This is a genomic window from Mongoliitalea sp. (assembly GCF_054166905.1).
On the sequence record NZ_JBSZCK010000012.1, the window covers coordinates 38,564 to 54,606 of the forward strand.

The window sequence follows — 16,043 nt, forward strand, 5'->3', positions numbered from 1 at the left end:
TTTTAAATTAGTTGATCCCCGAATATATATATATATATATGTAAAGTTTTTAGGGCCTGGCTGACATTTTTCTTAAACCATATTTAGAAAGTCCAGTAGTTCTTTTGTTCAAAGTAAACATTGAAATGTCTTTACAGAAAAATTGGGCTTTTTTTAACTTTGCATCTCAGTATTCGTTTAGTGTCTATGCAACTGTTTCCTAATTTTTCTGAAACTTTGGTTTCTTCTTTGAGCAAAGAGGAAATCCTGTATAGACTGGAAAAAGTGACTAAAAATGTCAATTACCTGGATATCGAGACGCACAAAGAAGACGATTACAAATTCAATGGGGTAATTCAAGAAAATGGGTTTTCCATTTCATTGATCATCAAAAAGGCAGATAGTTTTCTTCCATTAATCAAAGGGAGAATCGAAAGTACCAAAACAGGGATTATTCTTTTTTTGGACTATAAGCTGTTTCCGGGATCTGTATTTTTTTTGGCTTTTTGGTCTGTTATCTGCTTGGTCTTAAGTGGACTTTTCAGTTCATTGATTCCAAAGCCCGAATTGGCAACTGCCATATTTTTGATTGGAGCCTTCAATTATTGGTTTGCTTGGGCACACTTTAAACGAAAAGTCAAGATTTCCCAAAACTTATTCTACGAATTGCTGAATGATTCAAGTAGTGACAGCAAATAACTATGGCACTTAGCAGAAAAGCATCCCTTTGAACAGAATTTCGTATGGAATCTAGCAATTGAGAATTAATTTAGCAATCTGAAAAACACATCTATACATATCATGAGCATACGAATCGAAAAAGATACCATGGGCCCTGTAGAGGTGCCTGCTGACAAGTACTGGGGAGCGCAGACACAACGCTCGATCAATAATTTTAAAATCGGTGGGGAGCGCAACCGCATGCCGATTGAAATCATCCGTGCATTTGCTATTCTGAAAAAGTCTGCGGCTTTAGCCAATGCTGAATTAGGTGTTTTAGCGCAGGATAAGGCGGATATCATTGCAAAAGTATGCGATGAAATTTTGGAAGGCCAACATGACGATCAATTCCCATTGGTGATCTGGCAGACAGGTTCTGGTACACAATCCAACATGAACAGCAATGAAGTAATTGCTTACAGAGCACATGTATTGTTAGGCGGTTCTTTGGAAGATGCCAAAAAATTGATTCATCCTAATGACGATGTTAACAAGTCTCAATCATCCAATGATACCTTTCCTACCGCTATGCACATCGCTGCATACAAAATGGTGGTAGAAACTACCATTCCAGGCGTGGAAAAGTTGAGAGATACGCTACAGGCTAAATCTGAAGCTTTCATGAACGTGGTGAAAATCGGGCGAACCCACTTCATGGATGCTACTCCATTGACGTTGGGACAGGAATTTTCTGGTTATGTGGCCCAGTTAAATCATGGCTTAAAAGCTTTGAAAAACACATTAGCTCACCTTTCTGAATTAGCATTGGGTGGAACAGCCGTCGGTACAGGCTTAAATACACCGAAAGGATACGCTGAATTGGTAGCCAAGAAAATCGCTGAATTCTCCGGTCAGCCGATGATTACCGCTCCCAACAAGTTTGAGGCATTGGCTGCACATGATGCGATTGTAGAAACACACGGTGCATTGAAGCAATTGGCGGTAAGCTTGATGAAGATTGCTAACGATATTCGTATGCTATCTTCAGGGCCTCGTTCCGGCATTGGCGAAATCTTGATTCCAGAAAATGAGCCAGGATCTTCCATCATGCCAGGTAAAGTAAACCCAACACAAGTAGAGGCTATGACCATGGTAGCAGCACAAGTAATGGGTAATGATGTGGCGATTTCTGTAGGTGGATCTAATGGTCATTTTGAATTGAATGTATTCAAGCCCATGATGATTGCTAATTTCTTGCAATCTGCTAGATTAATTGGAGACGCTTGTGTATCTTTCAACGATAACTGTGCCATTGGCATTGAACCAAACACCGCATTTATTAAGAGGCATTTAGAGAATTCACTGATGTTGGTTACAGCTTTAAACCCACATATTGGATATGAAAATGCAGCTGCAATTGCTAAAAAAGCTCATAAAGAAGGTACTTCCTTACGAGAGGCAGCTTTGGCATTGGGATTGCTTACAAATGAGCAGTTTGACGAATGGGTAAGACCCGAAGATATGATTGGTAGTTTAAAATAAATTTTATCCAGATGAAAAAATACGTATTGACCTTAGCAGCTGCTGGAACCATGATGTTTTTTGGCAGCCAACCTGTAGAAGCTTCTCCATTTAAAGCAAAAGAACCGAAGGAACTAACTGCTGAAGAAACGCTTCGCCTAGAGCAAATTGAAAACAGAGTTGCTGAAATTCAGGATATGGATTTTTCAGAAATGGAAAAAGCCGAGAAAAAAGCGATTAAATCAGAATTAAAAGGTCTTGAAAAAGAGGCAAAGTCCATGAGAGGTGGAGGAATCTACATTTCCACTGGAGCGATTATTGTTATTCTTTTGTTGATTATCATCTTGTAATTGATTCCTTAGAGAATAGTCAAAAAAAAGTGGCCGCTGAAAAGTGGCCATTTTTTTTACATGTAAGATGCCCAGAGTTTAATTTGTACTTTTATAAAACTTGACAAAAGAAGGTTCCCTTCAAGCTTGAAAAAATCGTGTCTTTGCTTAATAAGTTAAAAGTAGCCAAATGTTCAAAACTTAATGAAGGTAACATCTTTCCAAATTCTTAGTAACCATAATAGATATTCTATGAGATATGGTATTTTAGTTTTAACATCAATTTTTGTTGTTCTATTTGTTCAACCAACTCTTCTTCTGTAGGCAAATAATCCACATACTTGCTGGCAAATAGGTGTTGATTATCTGCTAATACTGAGTATTTTGCAACATTTCATTTTCTACTACTTCCTTTGCTTGCGAGGATAATAATCGTTGATAATACATGGTAGAAATGTTTCTATCCAACGTACGAATACTCCATCCTTGATGAGCGGCCTCTGTAAGATAATACAGTCTAGCATCAGGGTTGGAAACTCTTAGAACTCTTTGGTAATGAGACTTTGAAATTGTGCGAACGCCGTTCGCACAATTTCAAAGTCTTGAAAGTAAAAGTAGAACTGTCGTATTTCCCAAAGAGTTCTTTTGCTATATCCTTTGCCAAATTCTTTAGTAAGTTCAAGAGAAACATTATGAATGATTTCCTTATCATAATCTGCTCTTTCTTTTCCTTTTTGTTCTTCTAGTATTATTTTTTGGCCAATTTTCCAGTAGGCTTCTACCATTGCACTGTTAATTGCTTGGTAGGTTTTTTGTCTAGCTTGGGCTAAAATTTCCTTTATTTCTTGAATGTATTGCATACCTATTTCATTCAATTTTTTGATTTTATTTAAATAGCCTAATCTATCTCCGTTCTTAAAAATAATTCTTAGACCCCAACAAGATTCCCCTTTTCAACTTGCTATAATTTAATATTAAGACTACCTCAAAATCACTCCTCTGGCAAACTAGCTATATACTTAGACACTTTCAAAGACCGCAGTAAAATCACCGTCAAAGGAATCAACCAAAGCAATTCTGAAAATACCACATGAAAAATAGTCCGCTTATTCCAATCCAATGCGGGAATAAAAGCGAGAATAAACCAGGAAACCATGATCAATTTACCAATGATTCCTGCAATGATCAAATACCTCCAACTAATCGGGTAAAAAGCAGAAAGAAAAATCACAAATCCTACCAACATCCCCACTGTACCAAAAATTCGTGCACTCACTCCTTCCGGAGCCATTGCTTCCATAGATAGCCATCTCAACAAATCTTCTCCAAAATACCGAAAGAAGGCGGACCAGGCAAAGCTATACATTCCTGTAAGTAAAAGCAGCCCTCGCATAGGCATGGGAAATGTTGGTGTAAGCGTGTTTTCTTGCATGATTACTTTTTGGTATCTTTCAGGGATAACTTTTCGGTTGTCTATTAGGTTTTCACCCAAACACAAAACTACATGAAGCATTCAAATAATCGTTCTCGGGTAGGAATTTTTCTCCTGGCAGCAGGATTCCTGTTCGTAGGTTTTATTATCGGCAGGCAAACAGGCGAAATCAATCACGAGAGCATCATGGGTGCTGAAGCCTTGGCAGGTTTGGAATTTTCCCCTGCCGAGCGAGACAGCATGATCCAAAATTTACAAGGCCACCGAGCGAGTTTTGAAGCGATGCGTAAGCAATCACTTCCAAATAGTGTGAGTCCTAGTATAGGATTCAATCCTCTCCCACATGGATTTGTTCCCAGTCAACAACAAGATGCCTACAATTGGGGACTCCCAAGTACAGTACAACTCCCACAAGCAGACCATGATATTGCATATTTAAGCGTCGCTGAGCTTTCGGTATTGATTAAAAATAAGCAAATCACCTCAGAGCGATTGACACGCATCTATATTGACCGAATCAAAACTTACGGTGATACCCTTCAGTGTATCATAACTCTGATGGAAGATGAAGCCCTTTCCACAGCAAAAGCCATGGATGCGGAGCTGGCACAAGGAACTTACAGAGGTCCTCTTCATGGTATTCCATTTGGTATCAAAGATTTATTAGCTGTCAAAGGTACCAAAACCACTTGGGGAGCCATGCCTTACAAAGATCAGGAAATTGATGAAACAGCTACATTAGTAGAAAAACTGAATGCTGCTGGCGCTGTTTTAGTAGGCAAATTTACATTGGGGGCACTGGCAATGGGTGATATTTGGTACGGTGGGGTGACTAAAAACCCATGGAACCTGAATCAGGGTGCAAGCGGGTCCTCTGCAGGCTCAGGGTCGGCAGTGTCCGCAGGTTTGGTCCCATTTGCCATCGGAACAGAAACTTTGGGTAGCATCGTGTCTCCATCCACTCGTAATGGTGTAACGGGACTTCGCCCAACCTTCGGCCGTGTTAGTCGTCATGGTGCCATGGCGCTGAGTTGGAGTATGGATAAAATCGGCCCAATGTCTCGCTCGGCGTTGGATAATGGAATCGTGCTCTCAGTTATCCAAGGCTTTGATGCAAAAGATAAAAGTACCATCCCTGCTGCGCTTAATTACAATGCTTCCAAAAATTTGAAAGACTTAAAAGTGGGCTACTTTGCCAGCTACTTTGAGGGAGAAAGACCAAGTAACTTGAGAGACAGAAGAGTGTTAGACGAATTGAAGGCAATGGGCGTAGAATTACACCCTGTAGAACTCAAGACTTCTGTCAATGTGCCAAGCATGTTGATTTCTTTGTATGTGGAAGGTGCGGCGGCTTTTGATGAGATGACCTTGAGCAATCAAGATGATTTATTGGTGAATCAGCGAAGAAATGCCTGGCCAAACCTATTCCGTTCATCACGGTTCATCCCCGCCGTAGAATATATTCAAGCGAACCGTTTCCGCTCTATTTTGATCGAAGAAGTGCACGAGATTTTCAAGGATTATGATGTGATTGTGACGCCGAGCTATGGGGGAAATCAGCTACAAGTCACCAATTTAACAGGACACCCTGCACTTTGCTTGCCCAATGGCTTTGATGACAATGGAAGTCCTACATCCATTACCTTCTTAGCTAATTTATTTGACGAGGAAAAACTAATTATGATTGGCAGGGCTTATCAGGAAGCAACTGATTGGCAGCAAAAGAGACCTCCACTATTCGATCGCTAATTCAAGGGCTATGAACAAAAAACACTACCATCTCTCTCCTATAAAAAAGTTTGGTAGCGTTTTTTTTATTGGCAAGTTCGTGTCAGTTGTCTTCTAATACCCTGACTTTTCCTGTCTCCATATCATAGATGGCTCCTACTACCCGAAGTTTTTTCTCGGCAATCAGGGAGTCTACGGAAGGCAAGGCTTTTTTCAAGGCATGGACCCCATGCAAAATATTGGCCTCAATTGCTTTCTCGTAAAAGTTAGGAATATCTCGGGGCAAGGCTTTTTCCTCCTCCTCAGCTTCAATAAAATCAATGATTTTCTGGATATAAATCGAGTATTGATGGGAATGATCATGGTCATGGTCTACAAAAGCACCGATCGCTCCACAATTGGTATGCCCCAAAATAATTACAAGCGGAACTTCCAAGTGCTCTATCGCATACTCCAAACTACCGATTTCATAATCTCCCACGATATTGCCGGCATTTCGGATGACGAATAGATCTCCCAAACCTTGGTCAAAAACCAGCTCAGGTGGAACACGAGAATCCGAACAACTCACGATCGCCGCAACTGGATGTTGCCCTTTATTGAGCTCCCGAAGTCTCGTCAATGTTTGATCTGGGTGTAAAGGATGATCCTCCGCAAAACGCACATTCCCTTCCAACAACACCTCCAAAAGATTTTCCTTGGGTATATTTTCCAAATGTTGCTCAACAGGAGCTTGCTTACATCCAAAGGTTAAGACGAGAAGTGCACCAAACGGCAGTAGCCACAATAGGTAATTGGATAGTAAATGAAAGCGTTTCATGTGCTTTTTTCTTGCAAATTTCCACACTTCCTCGACAATAATTGGTGAGGAATATCACCTAATGAGATGATTCATACAATCTAAAAACCAAGTGTAGGTCAAAAAAATGAGCTACTTGTTTGACTGGATTAGAGAGTTTTTTTTCGTTTCCAAATTTTCCAGAATTCTATCCAAAAAACTGAAACGAGGGATATAATGAAGGATAGGGCAAGCATCATTATACTTACTGATTCGAAGCTGAACAAATCGCTGAAAGCTGGAACTGTAAGCATCAACATCAATAACAGCAAAGAAATCCCCAAAACCAAGGGCATTAATTTGTTGGGATATTGAATAGTCTGAAAAACAGAATAATAAAAAGACCGATTGACCAAAGTCAAAAATACATTACTGAACACCAGTGTCGTAAAAATAACCGTTCGTACTAATTCTATACTTTGTCCCTCTTTCATTAAATAGTATCCCAAGCCTAGCGTGGCAACTGTAATCATCAGTCCTTGGAATACACTCATGGAAAGTTCTGGCAAAGAGAAAAAAGTATCACTCATTTTCCTTGGGGGACTGCTCATGGAATTGGGTTCTATCGGCTCATTTTCAAATACAATGGAGCAAGTAGGCCCCATAATCAACTCTAAGAAAATCACATGCACAGGAGTAAAGATCAAGGTATACTCCCAGCCAAAAACTAAGGGCAACAACACAATTAAGATGATTGGAATGTGGATGGAGATGATGTATCGAATCGCTTTTTTGAGGTTTTCGTAGATTTTTCTCCCCAAAGCAACTGCTTCGGTCATGTGTCCCAAATCATCATCCATCAACACAAGCGCTGCAGCGCTTTTGGCAACCTCACTCCCTCGCATACCCATCGCAATCCCAATATGGGCAGCTTTCAAGGCGGGTCCATCATTGACTCCATCGCCCGTCATGGCTACTATCGCTCCATTTTCCTTCAATGCCTCCACCACTTTGAGCTTAGCATCCGGAAACATCCGAGCAAAAATACTGGTTTGCTTCACTACTTGTTTCAGCTGCATTGAATCAAGCTCAAGCAATTCATCTCCTGTCAGAATTTTTCCAGTTGACTTCAGTCCGACTTGGGCAGCAATAGCCGCAGCAGTTTGGGCATGATCTCCTGTAATCATCTTCACATCAATACCAGCCTTATAAAAACTCTGTATAGTTTTGCTAATTTCCTTTTTTGGAGGGTCGTAAAATGCCAATAAACCCAACAATTCAAAGGCAAATTCCTGTTGGGTCTTCGGGTAAACTTCTATGGAAGAATCTGCTTTTCCTACTGCAAGTACTCTAAACCCTTGATTGGTATAGTGATCAACTTGCTCCCAAATTCTTTTCAAGGCGTCTTCTTCGAGCCTGCATTGTTTCAAAACTCCCTCCACACTTCCTTTGACTGCTATAATTTTTTCACCCGAATTTTTCTGAAAAATATGCGTCATGATGGGAGGTTTGCCTCCCAGAGAATATTCATGAACCATGCTTGCATTTGGTCGTTCGTCAACAGGAGCAAGTTTGACATAGGAATCATGGATAGCTTTTTCCATGGCATCAAAGGGAAGGATTTCGGAGGACCACATGGCATATTCAAGGGTGGAACTAAATGAGGGAGCTTCCTGGGTAAAATCCTGAGACCTGTTTTCCTTCAAATCGAAAATAGCTCTCAACTCCATTCTGTTTTCAGTCAAGGTTCCCGTTTTGTCCGTACAAATGACCGAAGCCGCTCCCAATGTTTCCACCGTATAAGGGCTTCGGGCAATAACTTGGTTTTTATACAGACGATATGCCCCCAATGCCATAAAAGTGCTAAAAGCCACTGGAATCTCCTCGGGAAGAATAGACATGGCAAGGGTAAGACCTGCTAAGAGAGACTGCAGGATATCGTAGGAAGTGAAATAATTTATCCCCCAAACCAATAAAAAAGCGACTCCTCCAATACTGACCATAGATTTGACAAAATTCTTTATTTGAAGTTGTAATGGGGTTTTGGTTTGATCGATCGACTCCATGCTCAAACCGATTTTTCCTAAAGCTGTACTTTTCCCAATGGCAATCACCTCTGCGACACAATTGCCTGAGTCAACCAAGGTACCCTGATAAATCAACAAAGGCTGTAAGCTTGATTCTTTTGTTATTGATAAAGATTCGCCCGTCAGGACACTTTCATTGACCGCAAAATCATGTGCTTCAATGATTGTAGCGTCCGCAGGAATAAGGTCTCCGTCCTCTACTAAAATCAAATCATTGATAACTATTTCTTCAGAAGGAATAGTTATCAAATTGCCATCCCTGTACACTTTAGCCTTTGGACTAGATAGTCTCTTGAGTGCATTGACTGCTTTTCTGCTTTTATTTTCCTGAAAAATGGAAATTCCAGAAATCAGCCCAATGGCCACTACCATGATCATGCCTTCTGTGAATTCTCCAAGCAAAAAGTAAATGGCAGAGGCGGCTAGTAAGATGATAAAAAGTGGCTCCTTAACTATCTCTAATAGAATCTTCCAAATCGGATGAAGTGACTTTTCTTCAAGTTCATTTCGTCCAAATGTTTTTCTATTAGCTACTGCTTGCTGTTCCCTGAGGCCTTGGTAGTTCATATTTTTAATTAAACTAAAAAACCCAATCCTTTGGAAATCAAGAATTGGGTTTTTTAAAAGTTAACATGCTTCAATTACTTCAAGCGTTTGCCAGTTACAGGAAATTGATCTACCAAATAGCCTTTGAGCGCATCTGCTCCATTGGCATTCAAACTCATATACAGATCATAACCTTCTGCAAAAAAGGAAAAACTGATGCTGTCACTTCCTTCACTGATGGAGGAAAGCGTTGTTTCCTGATCCGTTCCGGCCATTTTGAATTTGCCCTTCAACTTTCCCTCCACTTTTTCTATGGTCATGACTACTCTTACATCTCCTTGAGGTGTACCTTCAATCAATAAGTCCCATTCACCCACAAAATTATCAGAAGGATGATTGGAAGTTGCAAATGCTACGCTAAAAACAAGAAACAGCATCGCTAGTAAGGAAGTAATTTTTTTCATTGGTTAGGTATTTTTGGTTTCTTTTGAAAATTAAACATTCTTCCTAGAAAAAGCAACAAACCTGGCCTGTGGTGAAGGCTTTAAAATTTAAGAGAAAATTCAAAACCTGCTTCCTCCAAATACAGTATACTAGATTTGAAAAAAAATATTCATTAACGCAACGCTATTGCGTTTAGTAAAAAATCTATACTTTTGTATATGGTCTTAAAAATCCAACGTATGAAGTCTCTTTGGCTAGCCATGTTAGGGCTATGGGGCTTGGTATTTTGGAATAATTTCAACAATAAGCACGTTCACCTGACTGAAAACGGTCATCTTATTGTGCATGCCCACCCTTTTCAGAAAGGGGACAAAGACCATGACCATACAGAAGAAGAGTACATTTTTTGGGATATTATTTCCAATGCCCATTACCATACCTTTACAGCAGACATTGCAATCCCTGAGAATCTTCCTGTCTTTTTTACAGAATATCAGGGTTTATCTCAGCAATTTTTATTTGACAGCTTCGATAAAAGTCCCTCGTTCCTCAGAGGTCCGCCCCTTAATTTTTCTTAATCCAATCCCATTGTATTAATCAAATTCCATGATGTGATGATTAAGCAATCTGCTTATTCTCACTTTGTGGTTCTTATCTAATTGATTTTTCAAGTGGGAAAATGCCAATCCACGCGTGCTAACCTAGCTTAAAGGTCAGCACTGCTACTCATGTGTTGACTTTGCAACCAACCAATCTATTCATATGTCCAAATACGTCTCAATCTTGACGGCATTGGGATTATTCCTTTGTCAAGAAATTGTATTTGCCCAATCGGCCAATCCTACCATTGAAGGAATCATCTACGATGCCGAAAGTAAAAAGCCCCTCATTGGGGCAATTGTAAGTGCCTTGGCTGAACCCAATGCCCGAACTGCCACTGACCAGGATGGAAGATTCTTGTTGAGCATATCCACAAATACTCAGCAGGAAATAGAAATCGCCTACCTAGGTTATAAAACACAGCGGGTCACTATTAGCCCAGGAAGACAAGCAAGCATCCAACTTGAGTTGGATGAAAAGAGTTTGGGAGCTGTGGAAGTTCGCAGTGAACGCATCCGATCTGAGGGCACCAAAAGTCTGAGCATAGCAAACATAGACCGCGAGACTATCAGCAGAAACCAAACAGCTTCACTAGGTGCACTCTTGGGAAATATTCAAGGAGTCACCTTTGCCTCATTCGGCTCTAATATCCAACTTCCTATTATCCATGGGCTTTATGGAAACCGCATTTTAATCCTCAACAATGGATTCAAACATGGATTTCAAAATTGGGGATCCGACCATGCCCCTGAAATCGATATTCAGAGTGCTGAATCCATTTCTGTAATCAAAGGAGCCGCAGCAGTCCGCTTCGGGCCTGATGCCTTAGGAGGAGCAGTAGTCACAGAGTCTCACAGTATGCCTTTCAATAGTCGATTGAATGGCTCAGCAGTAGCTGGATTTCAAACGAACGGGAGAGGGTTTAATACCGGAGTTAACCTTTCCGAAGGCTATGAAAACTTTAGCTGGCATGTGGGCGGTAATGTCAATATCGTAGGAGATAGACATGCTCCTGACTACATGCTTACCAATACAGGCGCAAGAGAATACAGTGCGTTTGGGGGAGCAAAATTCAAAATACGTGAAAACCTGATCGCTAAAGCCAATTACAGTTATATGCGGCAGAATTTAGGGATTCTTCGAGCTTCCATTGGTAGTAGTGGGGCTGCTTTGATCCGAAATTTTGAAGCAGAAAGGCCAGTTATCATACGAGATTTTTCTTATGATATCAATGAACCAAATCAGTTTGTAAGCCATCATTTGGCTTCACTTAAATTGGATTGGAATATCGATGAGGATAATCATGTCAGTTTCCGCTACGCCTTTCAATCCAATGGCAGGCAGGAATTTGATGTGCGAAGAAATGCGGATTTACCAATAATTGACTTAAATCTCACTACACAAGATATCCAAGCTGATTATAATCATAAACTTAGTGACCGGATTCAGGGAATTGTAGGAGGTCAACTATTACTGCAATCCAATTCTAATAATCCCGGAACAGGTATCACTCCTTTTATCCCAAATTATGAAGGTTTCAGGGCCAGCCTATTTGTAGTTGAAACTTTACAAAGAGGTAATTCTGAATGGGAACTTGGGCTGCGTTATGATTATGAGCGCAATTCTGTAGCAGGGAGAGAGCGAACCCAGGCACCATTTGCAGATAATTTCTCATTTTCCAATTTTACAGCAGCTCTTGGCTATGTGAGTCAGATTAATCCATCCACTACATTCCGAAGCAATATTGGCACAGGGTGGAGGCCACCCAATATGGCCGAACTATATAGCTTTGGACAGCATGAGGCAAGACAACTCTTTGGGTTGCTCCGATACTATGAAGACGCGGAGGGAAACTTACAAAATGACCGAGTAGTACCCATGGCAGAGAGTGGTGTGGAAGCAGAACAAAGCTATAAGTGGGTCAATGAATTGGAAATAAGAGGCGAAAAGGGACGGTTTAGTACATCCATTTATGCCAACTATATTGCAAATTTTATTTTCTGGAGACCAATAGGAGTTGTCGGTACATTAAGAGGCCCTATGCCAACCTACATTTTTGATCAAGCAAATGCCTTCTTCACAGGCGTTGACTTAACCTATGAATGGCAGCATACATCAAATTGGTCGAGTAAAATTGGTGGTAGCTACATATGGTCACAAAATGTAGAAAGAAACGAGCCCTTGATTAATCAGCCTCCCATAAATATCAATTATGAGCTGGCTTTTGACAAACGCAATCTTGGACCATTTGACCGAGTTCAGGTAGCCTTGCAACCCATGTACACGTTCAGGCAATTTCAAGCTCCGAGAGAGGTTTCCATTCGGGATATCATCGAAGGAAATGTAACCATCGATCTCAATTCAGAGATATTTGATTTCTTGGCTCCACCTCCTGGATACTTCCTTTTGAATGGCTTTGCAAAGGCAGAAAAAGGAAATCTTGGCTTGAGTCTACAAGTGCACAACGCGTTGAATACCCGATACAGGGATTATCTGAATGCTATGCGATTCTTCGCAGATGATTTAGGAAGAAATATACAATTATCTATTCACTATAAATTCTAATTAACATGAACAACACAAACAAACTTCGCCAACTATGGATCTTGATCCTATCCATCTTCGTATTTGCAGCTTGTACAGAAGCTGAAGCTCCGGAAGAAGAAAATGAAGTGGAAATCTTTACGGATGTTGAACTCATCTTTACTGCAGAAGATGGTACCGTTGTAAGAGCGCTTGCTGAGGACCCAACTGGTGGGCTTGGGATTAATTCCTCCTTCACTATACAGCCAATCACCTTAAAAGCCAATACCACATATACCTTGACTTTCGAGTTGTTGAATCGATTGGTATCTCCAGTAGAAGATGTACAGATTGAAATCAAAGAAGAAGATGATGAGCATCAGATGTTCTTTGAGTTTACCACCAATGCATTCTCCAGCCCAACAGGTAGCGGCAACATCCAAAACAGAGATGGAGCCATCAATTACTTAGACTTTGATAGGAATGGCTTACCGCTTGGCCTCAGAACTAGTTGGACTACTGGCGAACCTAGAGCAAATGCTACTTTCAGAATATGGCTAGCCCATCAGCCAGGAGTGAAAACTGCAACATCTACTGCACAGGATGGTGATGTAGATTTTGATATCACTTTTCCTTTGACGATTGTGGAATAAAAAAAAAGAGCCACTCTGACATTTGCAGGGTGGCTCTTTTTATTTAAAAGACAATATAAAAACCTACACTAAATTTTTACTTCACCTGAAACCCAATTCTCATGATGTTGGACGTATTAGCTGGTGCATCCATGACGGCCACTGTAGCTAAGGTTTTAAGATCCCTTACGTGAATCTTAGTTCGATTAGGCTCCAAAACATACAAGAAATTTTCAGATGCAGTGATTACTGGATTATTTTCACTCATCATCCTATAGTGCATTAGTTCGTCACTTGCTTTTCTGGCATTTGCCGCGATTTCATCAGCAACAGTGACTGTTCTATTTGCCAATTGACTTCCTGTATTGGTATCAAACACCCTTACTGCATTGTCAGAAGTTTGAATAATCAAGTGGCCACCATCAGCACTTAAGAAATAGCTACTAATTTCATTGGATAAAAAGATTGGTTTAACCGATTCTGCTAGAGGGTCAATTTCAAAAACTCCTTGATTTCTTGCATACCCGTAGAATTTTTTGATTTCATCATTTCCTTTGATAGTTCCCATCCAATTTCCAGAAGTAGGCTGTAGAGGGCTTGGATTAGTAATCAACTTTATTTTATTATCAGCCCCTGCTACAATAACTCCTTGCGTTCCTCCAAAAACCGCAAAATCTCCGTTGGAAGCATCCCCATGTATTCCCGTGACAAAAACATCGGCATTCTCAGCTGTCACCTCACCTGTCAGATTGAGCAATTTCACTCGCTGTGGCAAAGCCCCTGGTGTACCTTCATCTTTAAAGGTAACTGCAAACTTATTACCTCTTAACCATGTAGCAGCTCCATGATGCACACCATTACCAATGTTGGAAATAATGGCTGGACTAAAGGTAGGTGTTTCCATACTTGCCTCTCGAGCATATGTAATACTTCCATCTCCATCATTAAAAATTACAATATTGCCCTGCGTCGCAGAAAAATGCGTAGGAAGAGGCGCCAATGCTGTTGCATTTAACCATCGGATGGCATATTCATGGCCATGATCACGGTGATTTTCTATTCCTGTGTCAAAAAACCGTACGATCCCATCATTTCTCTCAATAGATACAATATATCTACCTGAGCTAGATAAATAATTTGCACTCGTTTGATGGAAACTGGCCAAAGAAGCACCTTTAATATTCCCAGTAAGTGGATGCATCAAGGAAAAATTAAACTCTTGATTCCAAACTCCCAATCTGATCCATTCACTTTCCAATTCTTCATAAGAAGGCGCTTCTACGATTGGCTCTTCTTTTTCTTGGCAGGATAACAGGAAAACAAAAAGCAATCCTAGGTAAAATAAACTAAATTTTTTCATAGACTTTAAAGATTTTTGCGCAAAGGTAAAACTAATTTTAGTTATTGCAACAATGTTGCATTAATTAGTTTAGTTGGTTAACTTGCCATCATCATGCAGAAAAAAATTAAAACTTATTTGTTGACTGGTTTTTTAGGGGCTGGAAAAACAACGCTTCTAAATCATTTGTTGAGCCGTAAATCAACACATATAAATTATGTGATTGAAAATGAGTTTGGCAAAAACTCGATCGACAGCACATTAGTTACTAAAAATTACAATGAACTTTTCGAACTTAATAATGGGTGTATTTGCTGTTCTTTAGATAGCGAATTGATAGAGGTTTTAGCCCAACTGGTTCATTTGGAGATTCAACCCGACAACCTCTTTATAGAAGCTTCTGGAATTGCTGATGCAGGCATGCTTGCTTCAGTGTTTCAGCGGGATGATGTGAAAAAGTTTTTTGAATTAAGACAGATCATCTGCGCTGTGGATGCTGAAAATTTCGAAGACAGATTGGAAGAAGTCTCTGAACCATTTAGGCAGGTAGTAGCCTCATCTACTGTTGTACTTACAAAAGTAGATTTAATCCAACGAGCCTACGAGGAGCATATGATAACCCTGTTGCAAAAAATAAACACTTTAGCGTCCATCTGTACAAATGAGTCTCTAAACTCTCTAGATTTTTTTGTAAACAATTATGCCGACTTTACTCCAACCCATGGAATAGCTCCTGCTATATCAGAAGGGCCTCACAAAATGAAAAGTATTGCTATCGAAACAAAGGAGGTATTTGATCGAGAAAAATTATATGCAACCTTATCCATGACGCTTTACCTTTCCTATCATCAGGTATATAGAGTCAAAGGATTTGTAAGGGTAGCCGGAGAAGATCATCCTATCCTTGTGCAGTCCACTGGCAATACGGTGAGTTTTTCCAAATCTGACCCTCAAAAAGAAAGCCCAAACGTACTGGTCTTTATAGGGCAAGGGATTGAACGAAAAGGGCTAGAGAGAATTCTTGCTAAAACTATTGTACAACAAGCTCAGGGAATAACTTGAGCTTAAAAAAGCTAGATTGAGTTTAAAATGAAAATCATACCATGGCCTTTTACAGCCATAGTGTAATCAAAATTAAGCTTTAGCAAACTGATGGCATCCAACACTTGCTCCTATAATAAATTCACTTGCCTTGGTATTTGGGGCCAATGGCTTACCAGCCAAAATACCCTTTCGGAACAATCCCATTCATCCGGAGATATACCAATGAGTATCCTCTGTGATGATTGTTGTGATTCTCCACGATATTGAAAAGTCTCCAAATAGGGATGGTTTCCTTTCCGAACTCGATATCTTTTTCTAAGTCTTCGGAACTCATTGCTTCTAATGTTTGGGTCATAAAGGCATACATGCGGTCCACTTGCACTTTGGTTTCCTCTTTGTTC

Annotated in this window: 14 protein-coding genes and 1 pseudogene; 8 read left to right on the forward strand and 7 right to left on the reverse strand. The window is 40.2% G+C overall.

All coding sequences use genetic code 11. The features are described from left to right. The first annotated feature begins 186 nt into the window (after positions 1-186). From ACXIUD_RS03505 to ACXIUD_RS03515, 3 genes are all read left to right on the forward strand, one after another. Entirely contained in the window at positions 187-678 is a 492-nt protein-coding gene (locus ACXIUD_RS03505; protein WP_458051233.1) for a hypothetical protein, read from the forward strand. 102 nt (positions 679-780) lie between these two features. After that, positions 781-2,181, forward strand: a complete 1,401-nt coding sequence (gene fumC, locus ACXIUD_RS03510; RefSeq protein ID WP_458051234.1) for a class II fumarate hydratase — start codon at positions 781-783, stop codon at positions 2,179-2,181. 11 nt (positions 2,182-2,192) lie between these two features. Continuing rightward, on the forward strand, positions 2,193-2,510 hold the full coding sequence (locus tag ACXIUD_RS03515; protein ID WP_458051235.1) for a hypothetical protein: 318 nt from the start codon (positions 2,193-2,195) through the stop codon (positions 2,508-2,510). A gap of 348 nt (positions 2,511-2,858) precedes the next feature. Here the strand turns inward: ACXIUD_RS03515 and ACXIUD_RS03520 are convergent. Then, positions 2,859-3,349, reverse strand: a pseudogene (locus tag ACXIUD_RS03520) (DUF1016 N-terminal domain-containing protein). Positions 3,350-3,480: 131 nt separating this feature from the next. Then, a complete protein-coding gene (locus tag ACXIUD_RS03525; RefSeq protein ID WP_458051236.1) occupies positions 3,481-4,002 on the reverse strand; it encodes a hypothetical protein in 522 nt (173 codons plus the stop codon). Between ACXIUD_RS03525 and ACXIUD_RS03530 the strand changes: the two genes are divergently transcribed. Next, on the forward strand, positions 3,994-5,670 hold the full coding sequence (locus ACXIUD_RS03530) for an amidase (RefSeq protein WP_458051237.1): 1,677 nt from the start codon (positions 3,994-3,996) through the stop codon (positions 5,668-5,670). The two genes, ACXIUD_RS03525 and ACXIUD_RS03530, sit on opposite strands and share 9 nt — an antisense overlap. Before the next feature lie 82 nt (positions 5,671-5,752). Here ACXIUD_RS03530 and ACXIUD_RS03535 read toward each other — a convergent pair whose 3' ends face one another. The 3 genes from ACXIUD_RS03535 to ACXIUD_RS03545 form a co-directional block, all read right to left on the reverse strand. Beyond that, on the reverse strand, positions 5,753-6,469 hold the full coding sequence (locus tag ACXIUD_RS03535; protein WP_458051238.1) for a carbonic anhydrase: 717 nt from the start codon (positions 6,467-6,469) through the stop codon (positions 5,753-5,755). Between the two features lie 128 nt (positions 6,470-6,597). Further along, positions 6,598-9,081: a cation-translocating P-type ATPase gene (locus ACXIUD_RS03540; RefSeq protein WP_458051239.1), complete on the reverse strand. Its 2,484-nt coding sequence runs from the start codon at positions 9,079-9,081 to the stop codon at positions 6,598-6,600. 74 nt (positions 9,082-9,155) lie between these two features. Beyond that, positions 9,156-9,524: a hypothetical protein gene (locus ACXIUD_RS03545; protein ID WP_458051240.1), complete on the reverse strand. Its 369-nt coding sequence runs from the start codon at positions 9,522-9,524 to the stop codon at positions 9,156-9,158. 219 nt (positions 9,525-9,743) lie between these two features. On the opposite strand from ACXIUD_RS03545, the gene ACXIUD_RS03550 reads away from it, so the two are divergent. The 3 genes from ACXIUD_RS03550 (at position 9,744) to ACXIUD_RS03560 (ending at position 13,280) form a co-directional block, all read left to right on the forward strand. Further along, positions 9,744-10,082: a hypothetical protein gene (locus ACXIUD_RS03550; protein ID WP_458051241.1), complete on the forward strand. Its 339-nt coding sequence runs from the start codon at positions 9,744-9,746 to the stop codon at positions 10,080-10,082. A gap of 184 nt (positions 10,083-10,266) precedes the next feature. Further along, positions 10,267-12,669: a TonB-dependent receptor gene (locus tag ACXIUD_RS03555; protein ID WP_458051242.1), complete on the forward strand. Its 2,403-nt coding sequence runs from the start codon at positions 10,267-10,269 to the stop codon at positions 12,667-12,669. Between the two features lie 5 nt (positions 12,670-12,674). Then, a complete protein-coding gene (locus ACXIUD_RS03560; RefSeq protein WP_458051243.1) occupies positions 12,675-13,280 on the forward strand; it encodes a hypothetical protein in 606 nt (201 codons plus the stop codon). Positions 13,281-13,356: 76 nt separating this feature from the next. On the opposite strand, the gene ACXIUD_RS03565 is transcribed toward ACXIUD_RS03560, so the two are convergent. Further along, positions 13,357-14,619: a hypothetical protein gene (locus ACXIUD_RS03565; RefSeq protein ID WP_458051244.1), complete on the reverse strand. Its 1,263-nt coding sequence runs from the start codon at positions 14,617-14,619 to the stop codon at positions 13,357-13,359. A 93-nt stretch (positions 14,620-14,712) separates the two neighbouring features. Between ACXIUD_RS03565 and ACXIUD_RS03570 the strand changes: the two genes are divergently transcribed. After that, the gene (locus ACXIUD_RS03570) at positions 14,713-15,660 is read left to right on the forward strand and encodes a CobW family GTP-binding protein (RefSeq protein WP_458051245.1); all 948 of its coding nucleotides are present in this window, start codon (positions 14,713-14,715) and stop codon (positions 15,658-15,660) included. A gap of 151 nt (positions 15,661-15,811) precedes the next feature. On the opposite strand, the gene ACXIUD_RS03575 is transcribed toward ACXIUD_RS03570, so the two are convergent. Beyond that, a partial coding sequence (locus ACXIUD_RS03575; protein ID WP_457992918.1) for a DinB family protein occupies positions 15,812-16,043 on the reverse strand: 232 nt, incomplete at its 5' end.